General features: G+C 55.2%; 16 protein-coding genes. 14 read left to right on the plus strand and 2 right to left on the minus strand.

Features of this window, described 5'->3' with window-relative positions:
- Nucleotides 1-48 precede the first annotated feature (48 nt).
- From livK to ugpQ, 10 genes are all read left to right on the plus strand, one after another.
- Complete coding sequence (gene livK / locus JM656_RS01150) at nt 49-1,158, plus strand: high-affinity branched-chain amino acid ABC transporter substrate-binding protein LivK (RefSeq protein WP_203359693.1); 1,110 nt, start codon at nt 49-51, stop codon at nt 1,156-1,158.
- A gap of 47 nt (nt 1,159-1,205) precedes the next feature.
- Nucleotides 1,206-2,132 carry a high-affinity branched-chain amino acid ABC transporter permease LivH gene (gene livH, locus JM656_RS01155; protein ID WP_192614234.1) on the plus strand — a complete coding sequence of 309 codons (927 nt, stop codon included), beginning with the start codon at nt 1,206-1,208 and terminating at the stop codon, nt 2,130-2,132.
- Nucleotides 2,129-3,406 (plus strand): branched chain amino acid ABC transporter permease LivM, encoded by a 1,278-nt coding sequence (gene livM, locus JM656_RS01160; RefSeq protein ID WP_203359694.1) that lies wholly within the window; start codon nt 2,129-2,131, stop codon nt 3,404-3,406. Before livH ends, livM begins: the two co-directional genes overlap by 4 nt.
- A complete protein-coding gene (gene livG, locus JM656_RS01165) occupies nt 3,403-4,170 on the plus strand; it encodes a high-affinity branched-chain amino acid ABC transporter ATP-binding protein LivG (protein ID WP_192614236.1) in 768 nt (255 codons plus the stop codon). The genes livM and livG overlap by 4 nt, the downstream gene beginning before the upstream one ends.
- Nucleotide 4,171: 1 nt before the next feature.
- Entirely contained in the window at nt 4,172-4,885 is a 714-nt protein-coding gene (gene livF, locus JM656_RS01170) for a high-affinity branched-chain amino acid ABC transporter ATP-binding protein LivF (RefSeq protein WP_192614237.1), read from the plus strand.
- 248 nt (nt 4,886-5,133) lie between these two features.
- Complete coding sequence (gene ugpB, locus JM656_RS01175) at nt 5,134-6,450, plus strand: sn-glycerol-3-phosphate ABC transporter substrate-binding protein UgpB (protein WP_203359695.1); 1,317 nt, start codon at nt 5,134-5,136, stop codon at nt 6,448-6,450.
- Between the two features lie 102 nt (nt 6,451-6,552).
- Nucleotides 6,553-7,440 (plus strand): sn-glycerol-3-phosphate ABC transporter permease UgpA, encoded by an 888-nt coding sequence (gene ugpA / locus JM656_RS01180; protein WP_203359696.1) that lies wholly within the window; start codon nt 6,553-6,555, stop codon nt 7,438-7,440.
- Nucleotides 7,437-8,282, plus strand: a complete 846-nt coding sequence (gene ugpE, locus JM656_RS01185) for a sn-glycerol-3-phosphate ABC transporter permease UgpE (RefSeq protein WP_203359697.1) — start codon at nt 7,437-7,439, stop codon at nt 8,280-8,282. Before ugpA ends, ugpE begins: the two co-directional genes overlap by 4 nt.
- Before the next feature lies 1 nt (nt 8,283).
- Entirely contained in the window at nt 8,284-9,354 is a 1,071-nt protein-coding gene (locus tag JM656_RS01190) for a sn-glycerol-3-phosphate import ATP-binding protein UgpC (RefSeq protein ID WP_203359698.1), read from the plus strand.
- The gene (gene ugpQ, locus JM656_RS01195) at nt 9,351-10,100 is read left to right on the plus strand and encodes a glycerophosphodiester phosphodiesterase (RefSeq protein WP_203359699.1); all 750 of its coding nucleotides are present in this window, start codon (nt 9,351-9,353) and stop codon (nt 10,098-10,100) included. Before JM656_RS01190 ends, ugpQ begins: the two co-directional genes overlap by 4 nt.
- Here ugpQ and JM656_RS01200 read toward each other — a convergent pair.
- Entirely contained in the window at nt 10,081-10,461 is a 381-nt protein-coding gene (locus JM656_RS01200) for a DUF2756 family protein (protein WP_203359700.1), read from the minus strand. The two genes, ugpQ and JM656_RS01200, sit on opposite strands and share 20 nt — an antisense overlap.
- A 121-nt stretch (nt 10,462-10,582) precedes the next feature.
- Here JM656_RS01200 and ggt point away from each other — a divergent pair, with 121 nt between their 5' ends.
- Entirely contained in the window at nt 10,583-12,328 is a 1,746-nt protein-coding gene (gene ggt / locus JM656_RS01205; RefSeq protein WP_203359701.1) for a gamma-glutamyltransferase, read from the plus strand.
- An 81-nt stretch (nt 12,329-12,409) separates the two neighbouring features.
- On the opposite strand, the gene yhhY is transcribed toward ggt, so the two are convergent.
- Nucleotides 12,410-12,898, minus strand: a complete 489-nt coding sequence (yhhY, locus tag JM656_RS01210; protein ID WP_203359702.1) for an N-acetyltransferase — start codon at nt 12,896-12,898, stop codon at nt 12,410-12,412.
- Between the two features lie 596 nt (nt 12,899-13,494).
- Here yhhY and JM656_RS01215 point away from each other — a divergent pair.
- From JM656_RS01215 to gntR, 3 genes are all read left to right on the plus strand, one after another.
- Complete coding sequence (locus JM656_RS01215; RefSeq protein ID WP_203359703.1) at nt 13,495-14,532, plus strand: oxidoreductase; 1,038 nt, start codon at nt 13,495-13,497, stop codon at nt 14,530-14,532.
- A gap of 123 nt (nt 14,533-14,655) precedes the next feature.
- Nucleotides 14,656-15,351, plus strand: a complete 696-nt coding sequence (gene yhhW, locus JM656_RS01220) for a quercetin 2,3-dioxygenase (RefSeq protein ID WP_203359704.1) — start codon at nt 14,656-14,658, stop codon at nt 15,349-15,351.
- 135 nt (nt 15,352-15,486) lie between these two features.
- The gene (gene gntR / locus JM656_RS01225) at nt 15,487-16,482 is read left to right on the plus strand and encodes a gluconate operon transcriptional repressor GntR (protein WP_203359705.1); all 996 of its coding nucleotides are present in this window, start codon (nt 15,487-15,489) and stop codon (nt 16,480-16,482) included.
- Nucleotides 16,483-16,614: the final 132 nt, after the last annotated feature.

Below are 16,614 nucleotides of genomic sequence, written 5' to 3' on the forward strand. Positions count from 1 at the left end.
CCATATAAATACAAACTATAAATCACATCACAAATGGGGTTCTCAGAAATGAAACGGAATGCGAAAACGGTCATCGCAGGGGTCATTGCATTAGCGATATCGCATGCAGCAATGGCTGAGGATATTAAAGTGGCGGTCGTGGGGGCGATGTCCGGCCCGGTGGCGCAATGGGGAGACATGGAATTTAATGGTGCGCGTCAGGCCATTAAAGACATCAACGCCAAAGGCGGCATCAAAGGCGACAAGCTGGTTGGCGTTGAGTATGACGATGCCTGCGATCCGAAACAGGCCGTGGCGGTGGCGAACAAGATCGTCAACGACGGCATTCAGTATGTTATTGGCCACCTGTGTTCTTCTTCCACCCAACCTGCATCTGACATCTATGAAGAAGAAGGCATTCTGATGATCACCCCGGGGGCGACGAACCCGGAGCTGACGCAGCGTGGCTATGAACACATCATGCGTACGGCGGGCCTGGACTCTTCTCAGGGACCGACTGCCGCCAAATATATTCTTGAAACCGTGAAGCCGCAGCGTATTGCCATCATTCACGATAAGCAGCAATACGGCGAAGGGCTGGCACGTTCGGTGCAGGACGGCCTGAAAGCGGGCAACGCCAATATCGTCTTCTTTGACGGGATCACGGCCGGAGAGAAAGATTTCTCTGCGCTGATTGCGCGTCTGCAAAAAGACAACATCGACTTCGTCTATTACGGCGGCTACTACCCGGAAATGGGCCAGATGCTGCGCCAGGCGCGCGCTGTCAGCCTGAAAACGCAGTTTATGGGACCGGAAGGCGTGGGTAATGCGTCATTGTCGAACATCGCGGGCGAGGCGGGCGAAGGCATGCTGGTGACGATGCCGAAACGCTATGACCAGGATCCGGCAAACAAAGCCATCGTGGGTGAGTTGAAAGCAGAGAAAAAAGATCCGAGCGGTCCGTACGTGTGGATCACCTATGCTGCGGTGCAGTCGCTGGCGACGGCCCTGGAGCGTAGCGGCAGCAAAGTGCCGCTGGATTTGGTGAAAGATCTGAAAGCACACGGGGCTGATACCGTGATTGGGCCGCTGAAATGGGATGAAAAAGGCGATCTAAAGGGATTTGAATTTGGTGTCTTCCAGTGGCACGCCGACGGTTCTTCCTCGGTAGCCAAATAATCATCCCACCGCCCGGCGTTACCGGGCGGAATGAGAAAGGTAGTCTTATGTCCGAGCAGTTTCTCTATTTTCTGCAGCAGATGTTTAACGGCGTCACGCTGGGAAGCACCTATGCGCTGATCGCTATCGGTTACACGATGGTGTACGGCATTATCGGCATGATCAACTTCGCCCACGGCGAGGTGTATATGATCGGCAGCTATGTCTCTTTTATGATCATTGCCGCGCTAATGATGATGGGCATTGATACCGGCTGGCTACTGGTGGCCGCCGGGTTTGTTGGCGCCATTGTGATCGCCAGCGCCTATGGCTGGAGTATCGAGCGGGTGGCCTACCGGCCCGTGCGCAGCTCCAAGCGCCTGATTGCGCTGATCTCCGCCATCGGGATGTCCATCTTTCTGCAAAACTACGTCAGCCTGACCGAAGGGTCGCGCGACGTGGCGCTGCCAAGCCTGTTCAACGGCCAGTGGGTTGTCGGGTCCAGCGAGAACTTCTCTGCCAGCATCACCACCATGCAGCTGGTTATCTGGATTGTCACCTTCGTGGCGATGCTGGCATTGACGCTGTTCATCCGTTATTCCCGTATGGGCCGCGCCTGCCGCGCCTGCGCAGAAGACCTGAAAATGGCGAGTCTGCTGGGGATTAATACCGACCGTGTGATTGCGCTGACCTTTGTGATCGGCGCGGCAATGGCGGCGGTAGCGGGTGTGCTGCTCGGACAATTTTACGGCGTCATCAACCCGTACATCGGCTTTATGGCCGGGATGAAAGCCTTCACCGCGGCGGTACTGGGCGGTATCGGCAGTATTCCTGGCGCCATGATCGGCGGCCTGATCCTCGGTGTTGCTGAAGCGCTCTCCTCTGCTTACCTGAGTACAGAATACAAAGATGTGGTGTCGTTTGCCCTGCTGATTCTGGTGCTGTTGGTGATGCCGACCGGTATTCTGGGTCGTCCGGAGGTAGAGAAAGTATGAAACCGATGCATTTTGCGATGGCGCTGCTCTCTGCCGCGATGTTCTTCGTGCTGGCGAGCGTTTTTATGGGCGTCCAGTTAGAGCTGGATGGCACTAAACTGGTGGTCGACACTGCGGGCGACATCCGCTGGCAGTGGGTGTTTATCGGCACGGCGGTGGTCTTTATCTTCCAGATGCTGCGCCCGACCTTACAGAAGGGGCTGAAGAGCGTCTCCGGACCGAAATTTATTCTGCCGGCAATTGACGGTTCAACCGCCAAACAGAAGCTGTTCCTTGTGGCATTGTTGGTCATCGCCGTGGCGTGGCCGTTTATGGTGTCGCGCGGGACGGTGGATATCGCCACCCTGACCATGATTTACATCATCCTCGGTCTCGGGCTGAACGTGGTGGTCGGGCTTTCCGGTCTGCTGGTGCTGGGTTATGGCGGCTTTTACGCTATTGGCGCTTACACCTTCGCGCTGCTGAACCACTATTACGGCCTCGGCTTCTGGACCTGTTTGCCGCTGGCGGGGCTGGTTTCTGCGGCGGCGGGCTTCCTGCTCGGTTTCCCGGTGCTGCGTCTGCGCGGCGACTATCTGGCGATTGTCACCCTGGGCTTTGGTGAAATCGTCCGTATTCTGCTGCTCAACAACACCGAGGTGACCGGCGGCCCGAACGGCATCAGCCAGATCCCGAAACCGACCTTCTTTGGTCTGGAGTTCAGTCGCACCGCCCGTGAAGGCGGTTGGGACACTTTCAGTAATTTCTTCGGCATGAAGTATGACCCATCCGACCGCGTGATTTGGCTTTATCTGGTGGCGCTGTTGCTGGTGGTGTTCTCACTGTTCGTGATTAACCGTCTGCTGCGTATGCCGCTGGGCCGCGCATGGGAAGCGCTGCGTGAAGATGAAATCGCCTGTCGTTCACTGGGGTTAAACCCGACGCGCATCAAGCTGACGGCCTTTACCATCAGCGCCGCGTTTGCCGGTTTTGCCGGAACGCTGTTCGCCGCGCGCCAGGGCTTTGTCAGTCCGGAGTCGTTCACGTTTGCTGAATCGGCGTTTGTGCTGGCGATTGTGGTTCTGGGAGGCATGGGGTCGCAGTTTGCGGTGATCCTGGCGGCTATTCTGCTGGTGGTTTCGCGCGAGCTGATGCGTGACTTCAACGAATACAGCATGTTGATGCTGGGTGGCTTGATGGTACTGATGATGATCTGGCGTCCGCAGGGCTTGCTGCCGATGACCCGTCCACAGTTGAAACTGAAAAACGGGCAACCGAAAGGAGAGCAGGCATGAGTCAGCCATTATTATCTGTTAACGGTCTGATGATGCGCTTCGGCGGTTTGCTGGCGGTGAATAACGTCAACCTGGAGCTGCACCCGCAGGAAATCGTCTCCCTGATTGGTCCGAACGGTGCGGGTAAGACGACGGTCTTTAACTGCCTGACCGGTTTTTATAAACCCACGGGCGGCACCATCACGTTACGTGACCAGCATCTGGAAGGGCTTCCGGGCCAGCAAATTGCCCGTATGGGCGTGGTGCGTACCTTCCAGCACGTGCGTCTGTTTCGTGAAATGACGGTGATTGAAAACCTGCTGGTAGCACAACATCAACAGCTGAAAACCGGCGTCTTTTCGGGGTTGTTCAAAACGCCGTCCTTCCGACGGGCGCAAAGCGAAGCGCTGGACCGCGCGGCGAGCTGGCTGGAGCGTATTGGTTTGCTGGAGCACGCCAACCGTCAGGCCAGTAACCTGGCGTACGGCGATCAGCGCCGTCTGGAGATCGCTCGCTGCATGGTAACGCAACCGGAGATCCTGATGCTTGACGAACCGGCGGCGGGCCTGAACCCGAAAGAGACCAAAGAGCTGGACGAGCTGATTGCTGAACTGCGTAACCATCACAACACCACGATTTTGCTGATTGAACATGATATGAAGCTGGTGATGGGTATCTCTGATCGCATTTATGTGGTGAATCAGGGAACGCCGCTGGCGCACGGGACGCCGGAGCAAATTCGTAACAACCCGGACGTGATCCGCGCATACCTTGGTGAGGCATAAGATGGAAAAAGTCATGTTGTCTTTTGACAAAGTCAGCGCCCACTACGGCAAAATTCAGGCGTTGCACGAGGTGAGCCTGCACATCAATCAGGGTGAAATCGTCACCCTGATTGGCGCGAACGGCGCAGGGAAAACCACCTTGCTGGGGACGCTGTGCGGCGATCCGCGTGCGACCAGCGGGCGGGTTGTGTTTGACGGCAAAGATATTACCGACTGGCAGACGGCGAAAATCATGCGCGAAGCGGTGGCGATTGTTCCGGAAGGGCGTCGCGTCTTCTCACGCATGACCGTGGAAGAGAACCTGGCGATGGGCGGCTTCTTTGCCGAACGCGACCAGTTCCAGCAGCGCATCAAGTGGGTGTACGAACTGTTCCCCCGTTTGCATGAGCGCCGCATTCAGCGTGCGGGCACCATGTCCGGCGGTGAACAGCAGATGCTGGCAATTGGTCGTGCGCTGATGAGCAACCCGCGCCTGCTGCTGCTGGACGAACCGTCGCTGGGGCTTGCGCCGATCATCATTCAGCAAATTTTCGACACCATCGAACAACTGCGCGAGCAGGGGATGACCATTTTCCTCGTTGAGCAGAACGCCAACCAGGCGCTGAAGCTTGCCGACCGCGGCTATGTGCTCGAAAACGGTCATGTGGTGCTTTCCGATACTGGCGATGCACTGCTGGCGAATGAAGCGGTAAGAAGCGCCTATCTGGGCGGGTAATACCGCGATGTCATGAATCCCAGGCCGGGTAAGGTGATGCCACCACCCGGCTTTTTATTTGGCTTATACGTGCCTCAGCTCCCATTTTCCTGTCACCGTGCCTTCATCGTCTTGCCATCCCACTGACGCCTTACTATCTTTTTTTTGTAATCAAAACGTTATTTTTTTGTAATTCGAGCATGGCATGTTACTTCCGCGAACATAAAACGCGTGAAATCGCGCATTCGAAACAACAAGAGAGATAATCAATGAAACCGTTACGACATACAGCCTTAGGACTGGCGCTCAGCCTGGCATTGGCTGGCCAGGCACTGGCAGTGACCTCTATTCCATTCTGGCACTCAATGGAAGGGGAGTTAGGTAAAGAAGTTGATTCTCTGGCGCAACGTTTCAATGCGGCCAACCCGGATTACAAGGTGGTTCCTGTCTACAAGGGTAACTACGAGCAAAACCTCAGTGCAGGTATTGCAGCATTCCGTACCGGTAACGCCCCGGCGATTTTGCAGGTCTATGAAGTCGGCACCGCCACCATGATGGCGTCGAAGGCGATTAAACCGGTCCATGAAGTGTTTAAAGATGCGGGCATCAGCTTTGATGAATCGCAGTTTGTGCCGACGGTTTCCGGTTACTACACCGATGGTAAAAGCGGGCACCTCCTTTCACAGCCATTCAACAGTTCGACTCCGGTGCTCTACTACAACAAAGATGCCTTCAAAAAAGCGGGTTTAGATCCGGAGCAGCCGCCGAAAACCTGGCAGGATCTGGCGGCTTATACCGAGAAGCTGAAAGCGGCGGGCATGAAGTGCGGTTACGCCAGCGGCTGGCAGGGCTGGATCCAACTGGAAAACTTCAGCGCCTGGAACGGTTTACCCTTTGCGACTAAAAACAATGGTTTTGACGGCGCGGACGCGGTGCTTGAGTTCAACAAACCGGAGCAGGTGAAACATATTGCGCTGCTGCAGGAGATGAACAAGAAGGGCGATTTCAGCTACGTGGGTCGCAAAGATGAGTCCACCGAGAAGTTCTACAACGGGGATTGCGCCATTACGACGGCCTCTTCCGGATCGCTTGCCAACATTCGTCAATATGCCAAATTCAATTACGGCGTCGGCATGATGCCATACGATGGTGATGTGAAAGGCGCGCCGCAGAACGCCATCATTGGCGGGGCGAGCCTGTGGGTGATGCAGGGTAAAGACAAAGAGACCTACGCCGGGGTGGCGAAATTCCTCAATTTCCTGGCGCAGCCGGAAAATGCGGCTGAGTGGCACCAGAAGACCGGTTATCTGCCGATCACCACCGCAGCGTATGACCTGACCCGCGAGCAGGGATACTACGATAAGAACCCTGGCTCAGATATCGCGACGCGTCAGATGCTGAACAAACCGCCGTTGCCGTACACCAAAGGGTTGCGTCTGGGCAATATGCCGCAAATCCGCACCATTGTGGATGAAGAGCTGGAAAGCGTGTGGACCGGCAAGAAAACCCCTCAGCAGGCGCTGGACTCCGCCGTTGAGCGCGGAAATCAGCTGTTGCGTCGTTTTGAACAGTCAACGAAATCTTAATGAGTGAAATGCCGGGTGGCGGCTTCGCCTTACCCGGCCTACACGAACCTGTAGGCCGGATAAGCGTAGCGTCATCCGGCGTTGTTCAGGAATCAACCCCTTATGTCTTCATCCCGTCCGGTGTTCCGCTCGCGTTGGTTGCCCTATTTGTTGGTCGCTCCGCAGTTGGTTATCACCCTTATTTTCTTTATCTGGCCTGCGGGTGAAGCGCTGTGGTATTCCCTACAAAGCGTCGATCCGTTTGGTTTCTCCAGCCGGTTCGTTGGGCTGGAGAACTTCGTCGCGCTGTTTCATGACAGCTACTATCTCGACTCTTTCTGGACGACGATTAAATTCAGCACCCTGGTCACCGTCAGCGGCCTGCTGGTCTCGCTGTTCTTCGCCGCGCTGGTGGAGTACATCGTGCGCGGTAGCCGCATCTATCAAACCTTGATGTTGCTGCCCTACGCTGTTGCGCCCGCAGTGGCCGCCGTGCTGTGGATCTTCCTGTTTAACCCCGGTCGCGGACTGATCACCCATTTTCTCGCCGAGTTTGGTTACGACTGGAACCACGCGCAATACAGCGGTCAGGCGATGTTCCTCGTGGTGTTCGCTTCTGTCTGGAAGCAGATTAGTTACAACTTCCTTTTCTTCTATGCCGCGCTGCAATCCATTCCTCGATCGCTTATCGAAGCGGCGGCGATTGATGGCGCTGGCCCGATTCGCCGCTTCTTTAAGCTCGCCCTGCCGCTGATTGCGCCGGTGAGTTTCTTCCTGCTGGTGGTCAATCTGGTGTACGCCTTCTTCGACACTTTCCCGGTGATCGACGCGGCCACCGCCGGGGGACCAGTACAGGCGACGACGACGCTTATCTATAAGATCTACCGTGAAGGTTTTACCGGGCTGGATCTCTCGGCTTCCGCCGCGCAGTCGGTGGTGCTGATGTTCCTTGTCATTGTGCTGACGGTGGTGCAGTTCCGCTATGTCGAAAGTAAGGTGCGCTACCAATGATTGAGAACCGTCCGTGGCTGACAATATTCAGCCATACCATGTTGATTTTGGGGATCGCGGTGATTCTCTTCCCGCTGTATGTCGCGTTTGTGGCGGCGACGCTGGATGACCAGGCGGTGTTTGCCGCGCCGATGACGCTGATCCCCGGCAGGCATTTGCTGGAAAATATGCACACCATCTGGATCAACGGCGTCGGCGTGAACAGCGCGCCGTTCTGGCGGATGATGCTCAACAGCTTTGTGATGGCGTTCAGCATCACGGTGGGCAAAATCACGGTTTCGATGCTCTCGGCGTTCGCTATCGTCTGGTTTCGTTTTCCACTGCGTAACCTGTTCTTCTGGATGATCTTTATCACCCTGATGCTGCCAGTTGAAGTGCGTATTTTCCCGACGGTAGAAGTGATCGCCAACCTGAAAATGCTCGACAGCTACGCCGGTCTGACGCTGCCGCTGATGGCGTCGGCCACCGCGACCTTTCTGTTCCGCCAGTTCTTTATGACGTTGCCGGATGAACTGGTGGAAGCAGCACGCATCGACGGCGCTTCGCCGATGCGCTTCTTTCGCGACATCGTCTTTCCGCTGTCGAAAACCAACCTCGCGGCGCTGTTCGTGATCACCTTTATCTACGGCTGGAACCAGTATCTGTGGCCGCTGCTGATTATCACCGATGTTGATCTCGGCACCGCCGTGGCGGGTATTAAGGGGATGATCGCCACCGGCGAAGGCACGACTCAATGGAATCATGTGATGGCGGCAATGTTGTTAACGCTTATCCCACCGGTGGTGGTTGTTTTAGTGATGCAGCGTGCCTTCGTACGCGGTTTAGTGGACAGTGAGAAATAAGATGGCGGGATTAACGTTACAGGCAGTAACCAAAAGCTGGGATGGCAAAACCCAGGTCATTAAACCGCTGACGCTGGAAGTGGCAGACGGTGAATTTATCGTGATGGTGGGTCCCTCCGGCTGCGGGAAATCGACGCTGCTGAGGATGGTCGCCGGGCTGGAGCGGGCGACCAGCGGCGATATCTGGATCGACGGCCAGTGTGTGACCGAACTAGAGCCGAAAGATCGCGGCATTGCGATGGTGTTCCAGAACTACGCGCTCTACCCCCATATGAGCGTGGAGGAGAACATGGCGTGGGGGCTGAAGATTCGTGGAATGGACAAAGGTCAGATTGCTGAACGCGTTAAAGAGGCCGCCCGCATTCTGGAACTGGACGGTTTGCTCAAACGCCGCCCGCGTGAGCTTTCCGGCGGCCAGCGCCAGCGTGTGGCGATGGGGCGCGCCATCGTGCGTGACCCGGCGGTGTTCCTGTTCGATGAGCCGCTCTCTAACCTCGATGCCAAACTGCGCGTGCAGATGCGTCTTGAACTGCAACAACTGCACCGTCGCCTGAAAACGACCTCGCTGTACGTCACCCATGATCAGGTGGAAGCGATGACCCTCGCCCAGCGGGTGATGGTGATGAATAACGGTGTTGCCGAGCAAATCGGTACGCCGGTGGAAGTCTACGAAAAACCCGCCAGCCTGTTTGTGGCGAGTTTTATCGGCAGCCCGGCGATGAATCTGCTGGCGGGGCGACTTAACAGCGAAGGCACTCACTTTGAACTGGAAGGCGGCCTCGCACTGGCGCTTAACGGTGAGCATCGCCAACACGCCGGACGTAAAATGACCCTCGGTATCCGCCCGGAGCATATTGCGCTAAGCTCGCAGGCAGAAGGCGGCGTGCCGCTGGTGGTGGAGACACTGGAGATGCTGGGCGCGGATAATCTCGCGCACGGGCGCTGGGGCGAGCAGAAGCTGGTGGTGCGCCTCGCGCATCAGGAACGCCCAACCGCAGGCAACACACTGTGGCTCCATCTGCCGGACAATCATTTGCATCTTTTTGATGGTGAAACAGGACAACGACTATGAGTAACTGGCCTTACCCCCACGTTGCAGCCCATCGCGGCGGCGGCAAACTGGCTCCGGAAAACACCCTGGCGGCCATTGACGTGGGGGCGCGTTATGGGCACACCATGATCGAATTTGACGTTAAATTGTCGAAAGACGGCGAAATCTTCCTGTTGCATGACGACAATCTCGAGCGCACCAGCAACGGCTGGGGCGTGGCAGGGGAGTTGGCCTGGCAGGACCTCTTGCGCGTGGATGCGGGCGGCTGGTTCAGCGGTGAGTTCAAAGGTGAACCGTTACCGTTGCTCGCACAGGTGGCGGAGCGCTGTCGGAAATACGGCATGATGGCCAATATCGAAATTAAACCCACCACCGGCACCGGGCCGTTGACGGGCAACGCGGTGGCGCTGGCGGCGCGCGCGCTGTGGGCGGATATGACGCCACCGCTACTCTCTTCGTTTGAAATTGATGCGCTGGAAGCTGCACAACAGGCTGCGCCGGAACTACCGCGTGGGCTGTTGCTGGATGAGTGGCGTGATGACTGGCGTGAACTGACCACGCAACTGGAGTGCGTCTCCATTCATCTTAATCATCATCTGCTGAATGAAGCGCGGGTCGAAAGCCTGCGCGAGGCGGGGCTGAAGATTCTGGTCTACACCGTCAACAAACCCCAGCGCGCCGCACAATTGCTGCGCTGGGGGGTGAACTGCATCTGCACCGATGCGATCGACGTTATAGGCCCGGACTTTACCGCTGCGAATTATTAAGCATATCGCCATTCTGACGCGGCGGCAGCATATGCTGCTGACCGCTATTCTGACCTGTTCCGCTGTTCAGCATGCCGCCGTTGGTATTCGGTAACGGTTGTTCGCGTACCTGACCTTGCTGGACCCGCTGGGTGTTATTGTTCATCTGCGTTTGCAGATGCTGCTGCTGAAGTTGAGTTTGTGTTTTCAGCTGTTGGTTGAGCATCCCTTTCTGCTGGATTTGCTGCGACTGCATTTGCGTCTGCATGCGTTGCTGACTGGGTATCTGATAACCTTGCTGGTTCGGGTTATTCATGGTGTTGATGGGCTGTGCAAAAACAGCAAACGGCAGCAGCGCCGTTAAAATAAAGAATCGTTTCATCGTCTTTCCTCCTCTGGGGGGATCTCTTAAGTTTACTCCTTTCTTACCGTAACGATGGTTATTTCAGAGTTATGCACCAGGATTAGTGGGGGGCTGACCCCGGAACTTCTGGAGAATCATAATGATGAAACCGACGTTTTTTCGCCGGGTAGCGCTTGCTGCTCTGCTGTCAGGAAGCTGCTTTAGTGTTGTTGCTGCGCCGCCAGCGCCATCTCCGGTGTCATACGGCGTTGAAGAGGATGTGTTCCATCCTGTGCGGGCGACGCAGGGGATGGTGGCTTCAGTGGATGCGATGGCCACCCAGGTGGGGGTCGATATTCTTAAGCAGGGCGGTAACGCCGTGGATGCCGCAGTGGCGGTGGGCTATGCGCTGGCCGTCACCCATCCGCAGGCCGGTAATTTAGGCGGTGGCGGATTTATGCTGCTGCGCACCAAAGACGGTAATACCACGGCAATCGATTTTCGTGAAATGGCGCCAGCCGGTGCCACCCGTGACATGTTCCTCGACGATCAGGGTAATCCCGACAGCAATAAATCGCTGACCTCGCATCTGGCTTCCGGTACGCCGGGAACTGTCGCGGGCTTCTCGCTGGCGCTGGAGAAATACGGCACGATGCCGCTGAACAAAGTGGTGCGCCCGGCAATGAAACTGGCGGAGGAGGGGTTTATCGTTAACGATGCGCTGGCCGACGATCTGAAAACCTACGGCAGCGAAGTGCTCCCCAACCATGAGAACAGTAAAGCGATTTTCTGGAAAGACGGCGAGCCGCTGAAAAAGGGTGACAAACTGGTGCAAAAAGATCTGGCGAAAAGTCTGGAACTGATTGCGGAAAACGGCCCGGATGCCTTTTATAAAGGGGCGATAGCAGACCAGATTGCACAAGAGATGCAGAAGAACGGCGGGTTGATGACCAAAGACGATCTGGCGGCCTATAAAGCGGTGGAACGCACGCCGATCAGCGGCGACTATCGTGGCTATCAGGTCTTCTCCATGCCGCCACCGTCCTCCGGCGGTATTCATATCGTGCAGATCCTTAATATCCTTGAAAACTTCGATATGAAGAAATACGGATTCGGCAGCGCGGACGCGATGCAAGTGATGGCGGAGGCCGAGAAACATGCCTATGCCGACCGCTCTGAATATCTCGGCGACCCGGATTTTGTGAAGGTGCCGTGGCAGGCGTTAACGAATAAAGCGTATGCAAAATCTATTTCTGATCAGATAGATATCAACAAGGCCAAACCGTCCAGCGAAATAAAACCGGGTAAACTTGCGCCGTACGAAAGTAACCAGACCACCCACTTCTCAGTGGTGGATAAAGACGGTAACGCCGTGGCGGTGACCTACACCCTGAACACCACGTTTGGCACCGGGATTGTGGCCGGAAACAGCGGGATTCTGCTCAATAACGAGATGGACGACTTTTCTGCCAAACCGGGTGTGCCAAACGTCTACGGTCTGGTGGGCGGCGATGCCAATGCAGTGGGGCCGAAGAAACGCCCGCTGTCGTCCATGTCGCCAACCATCGTGGTGAAAGACGGCAAAACCTGGCTGGTGACCGGCAGCCCTGGCGGTAGCCGAATTATCACGACTGTGCTGCAAATGGTGGTGAACAGTGTTGATTTTGGAATGAACGTCGCTGAAGCAACCAATGCGCCGCGTTTCCATCATCAGTGGTTACCGGATGAGTTGCGCGTGGAGAAAGGGTTTAGCCCGGATACCGTCAAACTGCTGGAACAAAAGGGGCAGAAAGTCGTGCTGAAAGAGGCGATGGGCAGCACCCAGAGCATTATGGTGGGACCGGATGGCGCGTTGTATGGCGCGTCAGACCCACGTTCAGTCGATGATTTAACGGCAGGATATTGATTTGAAATGCCCGGTGGCGCTACGCCTGCCGGGCAATAAGCCCGTGTTTGCCGGATAACGCGCTGCGCCATCCGGCAAACATCATTTCACTCGCGCCATAAAATACGCATCCACATACTCACCATTGCGCAGACCGTATTTCTTCCCGGTGCCTTCAATCACGAATCCCAGCTTTTTGTACACCGCAATCGCCGGGGCGTTATCGACAAATACCGTTAACTCGATGCGATCCACCCGCAGCCAGTTGTCGCACATGTCGATCATCGTACGGATTAACGCACTGGCGACGCCGCGATTTTGCCACTGCGCACCGACGCAAATACCAAAATCGGCGACATGGCTACGGCGCGGGCGCTGGGCGACCGCAATGGAGAGATGCCCCACCACAATATCATCAATACAGGCAACCAGTTGTTTGATGCCGGGGCGATCGGCTAGTCGCTCCTGCCACATTTCCATGGATGGATGAGGAACCTGTAGCGTGTTGTGATACACCTCTGGCTGGGCATGGATTTGACGGATAGCGTCGTAATCTCTCGGTTCTGCATGGCGTATCACAATGTCACTCATTCCTTCGTCCTCTGTGGGGTAAATGTCCTTTTAAACATCATTGACTTTGAAATTTGAGTCAACCGTCTTTTTTTGCAAAAAGTATTGGACAAGTGCGAATGATAATGATTATTATTGCCGTGCGTTCAGGGAAACCCATGCGGAGAACCTGAAAGCACGACATTGCTCACATTGCTTCCAGTATTATTTTAGCCAGCCTTGCGCTGGCTTTTTTTTGAGTGTGTTTCGGGCTAGTTTGCTTGCCAGCTTAATCCCGGGCTGTGCTCGCACAAAACGCATTGCGTTTTGAACGCACTTTAGTGCGGTCCCGAAGGGGTGAGCGAAGCGAATAATCCTCACGTACTCTATGTACGCTCCGGTTGCTGCGCGCAGGCCGTGAATAATCTGCCTGCGCCACTGACGCCCGAGGCGCGGGCATTTGTGAAAGTGGTGTGTGGGCATCTGTGTTTTGTAGGCCGGATAAGGTAACGCCGCCATCCGGCGCTGCACGGCTGTTGCGGATGGCGCTGGCGCTTATCCGGTCTACAACGTTCAATGTTTTGTCCCTCTCCGCTTTGCGCTATGGTGTATGCAATCACCGTCAAAAGGACGCTTTCATGACCTTACACTGCGCATTCATCGGGTTCGGTAAAAGTACCACTCGCTACCACCTTCCGTATGTCCTTCATCGTAAAGACCGCTGGCACGTTGCGCATATCTATCGTCGCAGCGCGAAGCCGGAGGAGCAGCACCCGCAGTACTCCCACATCCATTTCACCAGTGATCTCGATGAGGTGTTTAACGATCCGCAGGTGACGTTGGTGATTGTATGTACCCACGCTGACAGCCACTTCGATTACGCCAGGCGCGCGCTGGAAGCCGGGAAGAACGTACTGGTTGAAAAACCGTTTACCCCGACGCTGGCGCAAGCGAAAGTGCTGTTTGAACTGGCGAAAAGCAAAGGGCTGACCGTTACGCCGTACCAGAATCGTCGCTTTGATTCCTGCTTCCTGACCGCTAAAAAAGCGATCGAAAGCGGCAAGCTGGGCGACATCGTGGAAGTCGAAAGTCACTTTGACTATTACCGCCCGGTGGTGGAAACCAAACCCGGTTTACCGCAGGATGGTGCCTTTTACGGTCTTGGCGTGCATACCCTGGACCAAATCATCTCGCTGTTTGGCCGACCAAATAATGTGGCCTACGACATCCGTAGCGTGCGCAACTGCGCTAACCCGGATGACACCTTTGAAGCGCAGCTCTTTTACGGCAACCTCAAAGCCATCGTCAAAACCAGTCATCTGGTGAAAATCGAGTATCCGAAGTTTATCGTCCACGGGACGAAAGGCTCGTTTGTGAAATATGGTATCGACCAGCAGGAAACCAGCCTGAAGGCCAATATCATGCCCGGCGAACCCGGATTTGCGGCTGATGATTCGGTTGGTCGACTGGAGTATGTGAACGAAGACGGCATCACCGTAAGAGAAGAGATGACGCCAGAGCCCGGTGACTACGGACGCGTCTATGATGCGTTGTATGAGACGTTAACCACCGGCAAACCGAACTACGTCAAGGAATCTGACGTTCTCACCAATCTGGAAATCCTCGAACGCGCCTTCGAACAGGCTTCTCCAGCGACGATTACCCTCGCCAGATAAGTAAAACAGGCTCCTCTGTAATTGTTCATAATTTTTGAACAGAGGAGTCAATTTTCACCCTCTATGATCGCAGAAGGATTGGGTCCACACTGAGTCCATCGAAAACATCCGGGGGTGAATACAATGATCTACTTACGTAAAGCAAACGACCGTGGCCACGCCAATCATGGTTGGCTGGATTCCAGGCATACCTTCTCGTTTGCCAACTATTACGACGCGAACTTTATGGGATTCTCGGCGCTGCGTGTCATCAACGATGACGTGATTGAAGCCGGTCAGGGCTTTGGAACTCACCCCCATAAAGACATGGAAATCCTGACGTATGTTCTGGAAGGCGCGGTTGAGCATCAGGACAGTATGGGCAATAAAGAGCAGGTTCCGGCGGGCGAATTTCAGATCATGAGCGCCGGGACGGGGATCCGTCACTCGGAGTACAACCCGAGCGACACTGAGAAGCTGCATCTGTACCAGATCTGGATCATGCCGCAGGAAAACGGGATTACGCCACGCTACGAACAGCGTCGCTTTGATGCCGTACAGGGCAAGCAATTGGTGCTGTCGCCGGATGCGCGTGACGGTTCGCTGAAGGTGTATCAGGATATGGAGCTGTATCGCTGGGCGTTGCTGAAAGATGAGCAGTCAGTGCATCAGATCTCCGCTGAGCGCCGCGTCTGGATCCAGGTGGTGAAAGGTAATGTCACCATTAATGGCACCAAAGCGTCGACCAGCGACGGTCTGGCAATCTGGGATGAGCAGGCAATCTCTATTCATGCCGACAGCGACAGTGAAGTGTTGTTGTTTGATCTGCCGCCAGTATAAAAATACACGTCATTACTTTCCCAGGGCCGGATAAGACGCGTGAGCGTTGCCATCCGGCCTTCATCGTTTGTCATTAATTTTGCAAGTCCGTGATAAACTCGGGGGAATGATCCCCTTTTTGTACCTTTCAGGACGATGAAAAAGAAAAGACCCGTACTTCAGGATGTGGCCGACCGCGTGGGCGTGACCAAAATGACGGTCAGCCGTTTTTTGCGTAATCCAGAGCAGGTCTCTGTTGCGCTGCGCGGCAAAATTGCAGCTGCACTTGATGAACTGGGTTATATTCCCAATCGTGCTCCTGATATCCTTTCTAACGCCACCAGCCGTGCAATCGGCGTGCTGTTACCCTCTCTCACCAACCAGGTTTTTGCTGAAGTATTACGCGGCATTGAGGCCGTCACTGACGCCCACGGTTATCAGACCATGCTGGCGCACTATGGCTATAAACCTGAGATGGAACAGGAGCGTCTGGAATCGATGCTGTCGTGGAATATCGATGGCCTGATCCTCACTGAACGTACCCACACGGCGCGCACCCTGAAGATGATTGAGGTCGCGGGTATTCCGGTTGTCGAACTGATGGACAGCCAGTCTCCGTGTCTGGACATTGCGGTGGGTTTTGACAACTTTGAAGCCGGGCGTCAGATGACTGCCGCGATTATCGCGCGTGGCCATCGCCATATCGCCTATCTGGGGGCGCGTCTCGATGAACGTACTATCATCAAACAGAAGGGCTACGAACAGGCGATGCTGGATGCTGGCCTGGTGCCTTACAGCGTGATGGTGGAACAGTCTTCTTCTTACTCTGCCGGTATTGAGCTGATTCGTCAGGCAAGACGCGAATATCCTCAACTGGATGGTGTGTTTTGTACCAACGATGACCTGGCTGTCGGTGCGGCGTTTGAGTGCCAGCGTTTAGGACTCAAAATTCCTGATGATATAGCGATCGCCGGTTTCCACGGACATGATATCGGTCAGGTGATGGAACCCCGTCTGGCCAGCGTACTCACGCCACGTGAGCGAATGGGCAGCATTGGTGCAGAACGTCTGCTGGCGCGCATTCGTGGCGAAACAGTGACACCTAAAATGTTAGATTTAGGTTTCACCTTGTCACCGGGCGGATCTATTTAACCCAACAAGTTTGAAGTAGCTCACACTTATTCACTTCTGGCACGAATGGATATTGCTTCTCTATTTGTCCGGCCGGACAATGTTACCGATAACAGTTACCCGTAACAATTCTCTGAACCTTGTACTGTGGGG

The sequence above is a fragment of the Citrobacter sp. R56 genome (assembly GCF_016811995.1).
GTDB lineage: Bacteria > Pseudomonadota > Gammaproteobacteria > Enterobacterales > Enterobacteriaceae > Citrobacter_D > Citrobacter_D enshiensis.

What these genes read in the sequence shown, in the direction of transcription:
- yhhY (WP_203359702.1), bottom strand. Translation starts at nt 12,898, where the DNA reads ATGAGTGACATTGTGATACGCCATGCAGAACCGAGAGATTACGACGCT.
- ugpE (WP_203359697.1), top strand. Translation starts at nt 7,437, where the DNA reads ATGATTGAGAACCGTCCGTGGCTGACAATATTCAGCCATACCATGTTG.
- livH (WP_192614234.1), top strand. Translation starts at nt 1,206, where the DNA reads ATGTCCGAGCAGTTTCTCTATTTTCTGCAGCAGATGTTTAACGGCGTC.
- livK (WP_203359693.1), top strand. Translation starts at nt 49, where the DNA reads ATGAAACGGAATGCGAAAACGGTCATCGCAGGGGTCATTGCATTAGCG.
- livM (WP_203359694.1), top strand. Translation starts at nt 2,129, where the DNA reads ATGAAACCGATGCATTTTGCGATGGCGCTGCTCTCTGCCGCGATGTTC.
- ugpQ (WP_203359699.1), top strand. Translation starts at nt 9,351, where the DNA reads ATGAGTAACTGGCCTTACCCCCACGTTGCAGCCCATCGCGGCGGCGGC.
- livG (WP_192614236.1), top strand. Translation starts at nt 3,403, where the DNA reads ATGAGTCAGCCATTATTATCTGTTAACGGTCTGATGATGCGCTTCGGC.
- gntR (WP_203359705.1), top strand. Translation starts at nt 15,487, where the DNA reads ATGAAAAAGAAAAGACCCGTACTTCAGGATGTGGCCGACCGCGTGGGC.
- livF (WP_192614237.1), top strand. Translation starts at nt 4,172, where the DNA reads ATGGAAAAAGTCATGTTGTCTTTTGACAAAGTCAGCGCCCACTACGGC.
- ugpB (WP_203359695.1), top strand. Translation starts at nt 5,134, where the DNA reads ATGAAACCGTTACGACATACAGCCTTAGGACTGGCGCTCAGCCTGGCA.
- ugpA (WP_203359696.1), top strand. Translation starts at nt 6,553, where the DNA reads ATGTCTTCATCCCGTCCGGTGTTCCGCTCGCGTTGGTTGCCCTATTTG.
- yhhW (WP_203359704.1), top strand. Translation starts at nt 14,656, where the DNA reads ATGATCTACTTACGTAAAGCAAACGACCGTGGCCACGCCAATCATGGT.
- JM656_RS01200 (WP_203359700.1), bottom strand. Translation starts at nt 10,461, where the DNA reads ATGAAACGATTCTTTATTTTAACGGCGCTGCTGCCGTTTGCTGTTTTT.
- ggt (WP_203359701.1), top strand. Translation starts at nt 10,583, where the DNA reads ATGATGAAACCGACGTTTTTTCGCCGGGTAGCGCTTGCTGCTCTGCTG.
- JM656_RS01190 (WP_203359698.1), top strand. Translation starts at nt 8,284, where the DNA reads ATGGCGGGATTAACGTTACAGGCAGTAACCAAAAGCTGGGATGGCAAA.
- JM656_RS01215 (WP_203359703.1), top strand. Translation starts at nt 13,495, where the DNA reads ATGACCTTACACTGCGCATTCATCGGGTTCGGTAAAAGTACCACTCGC.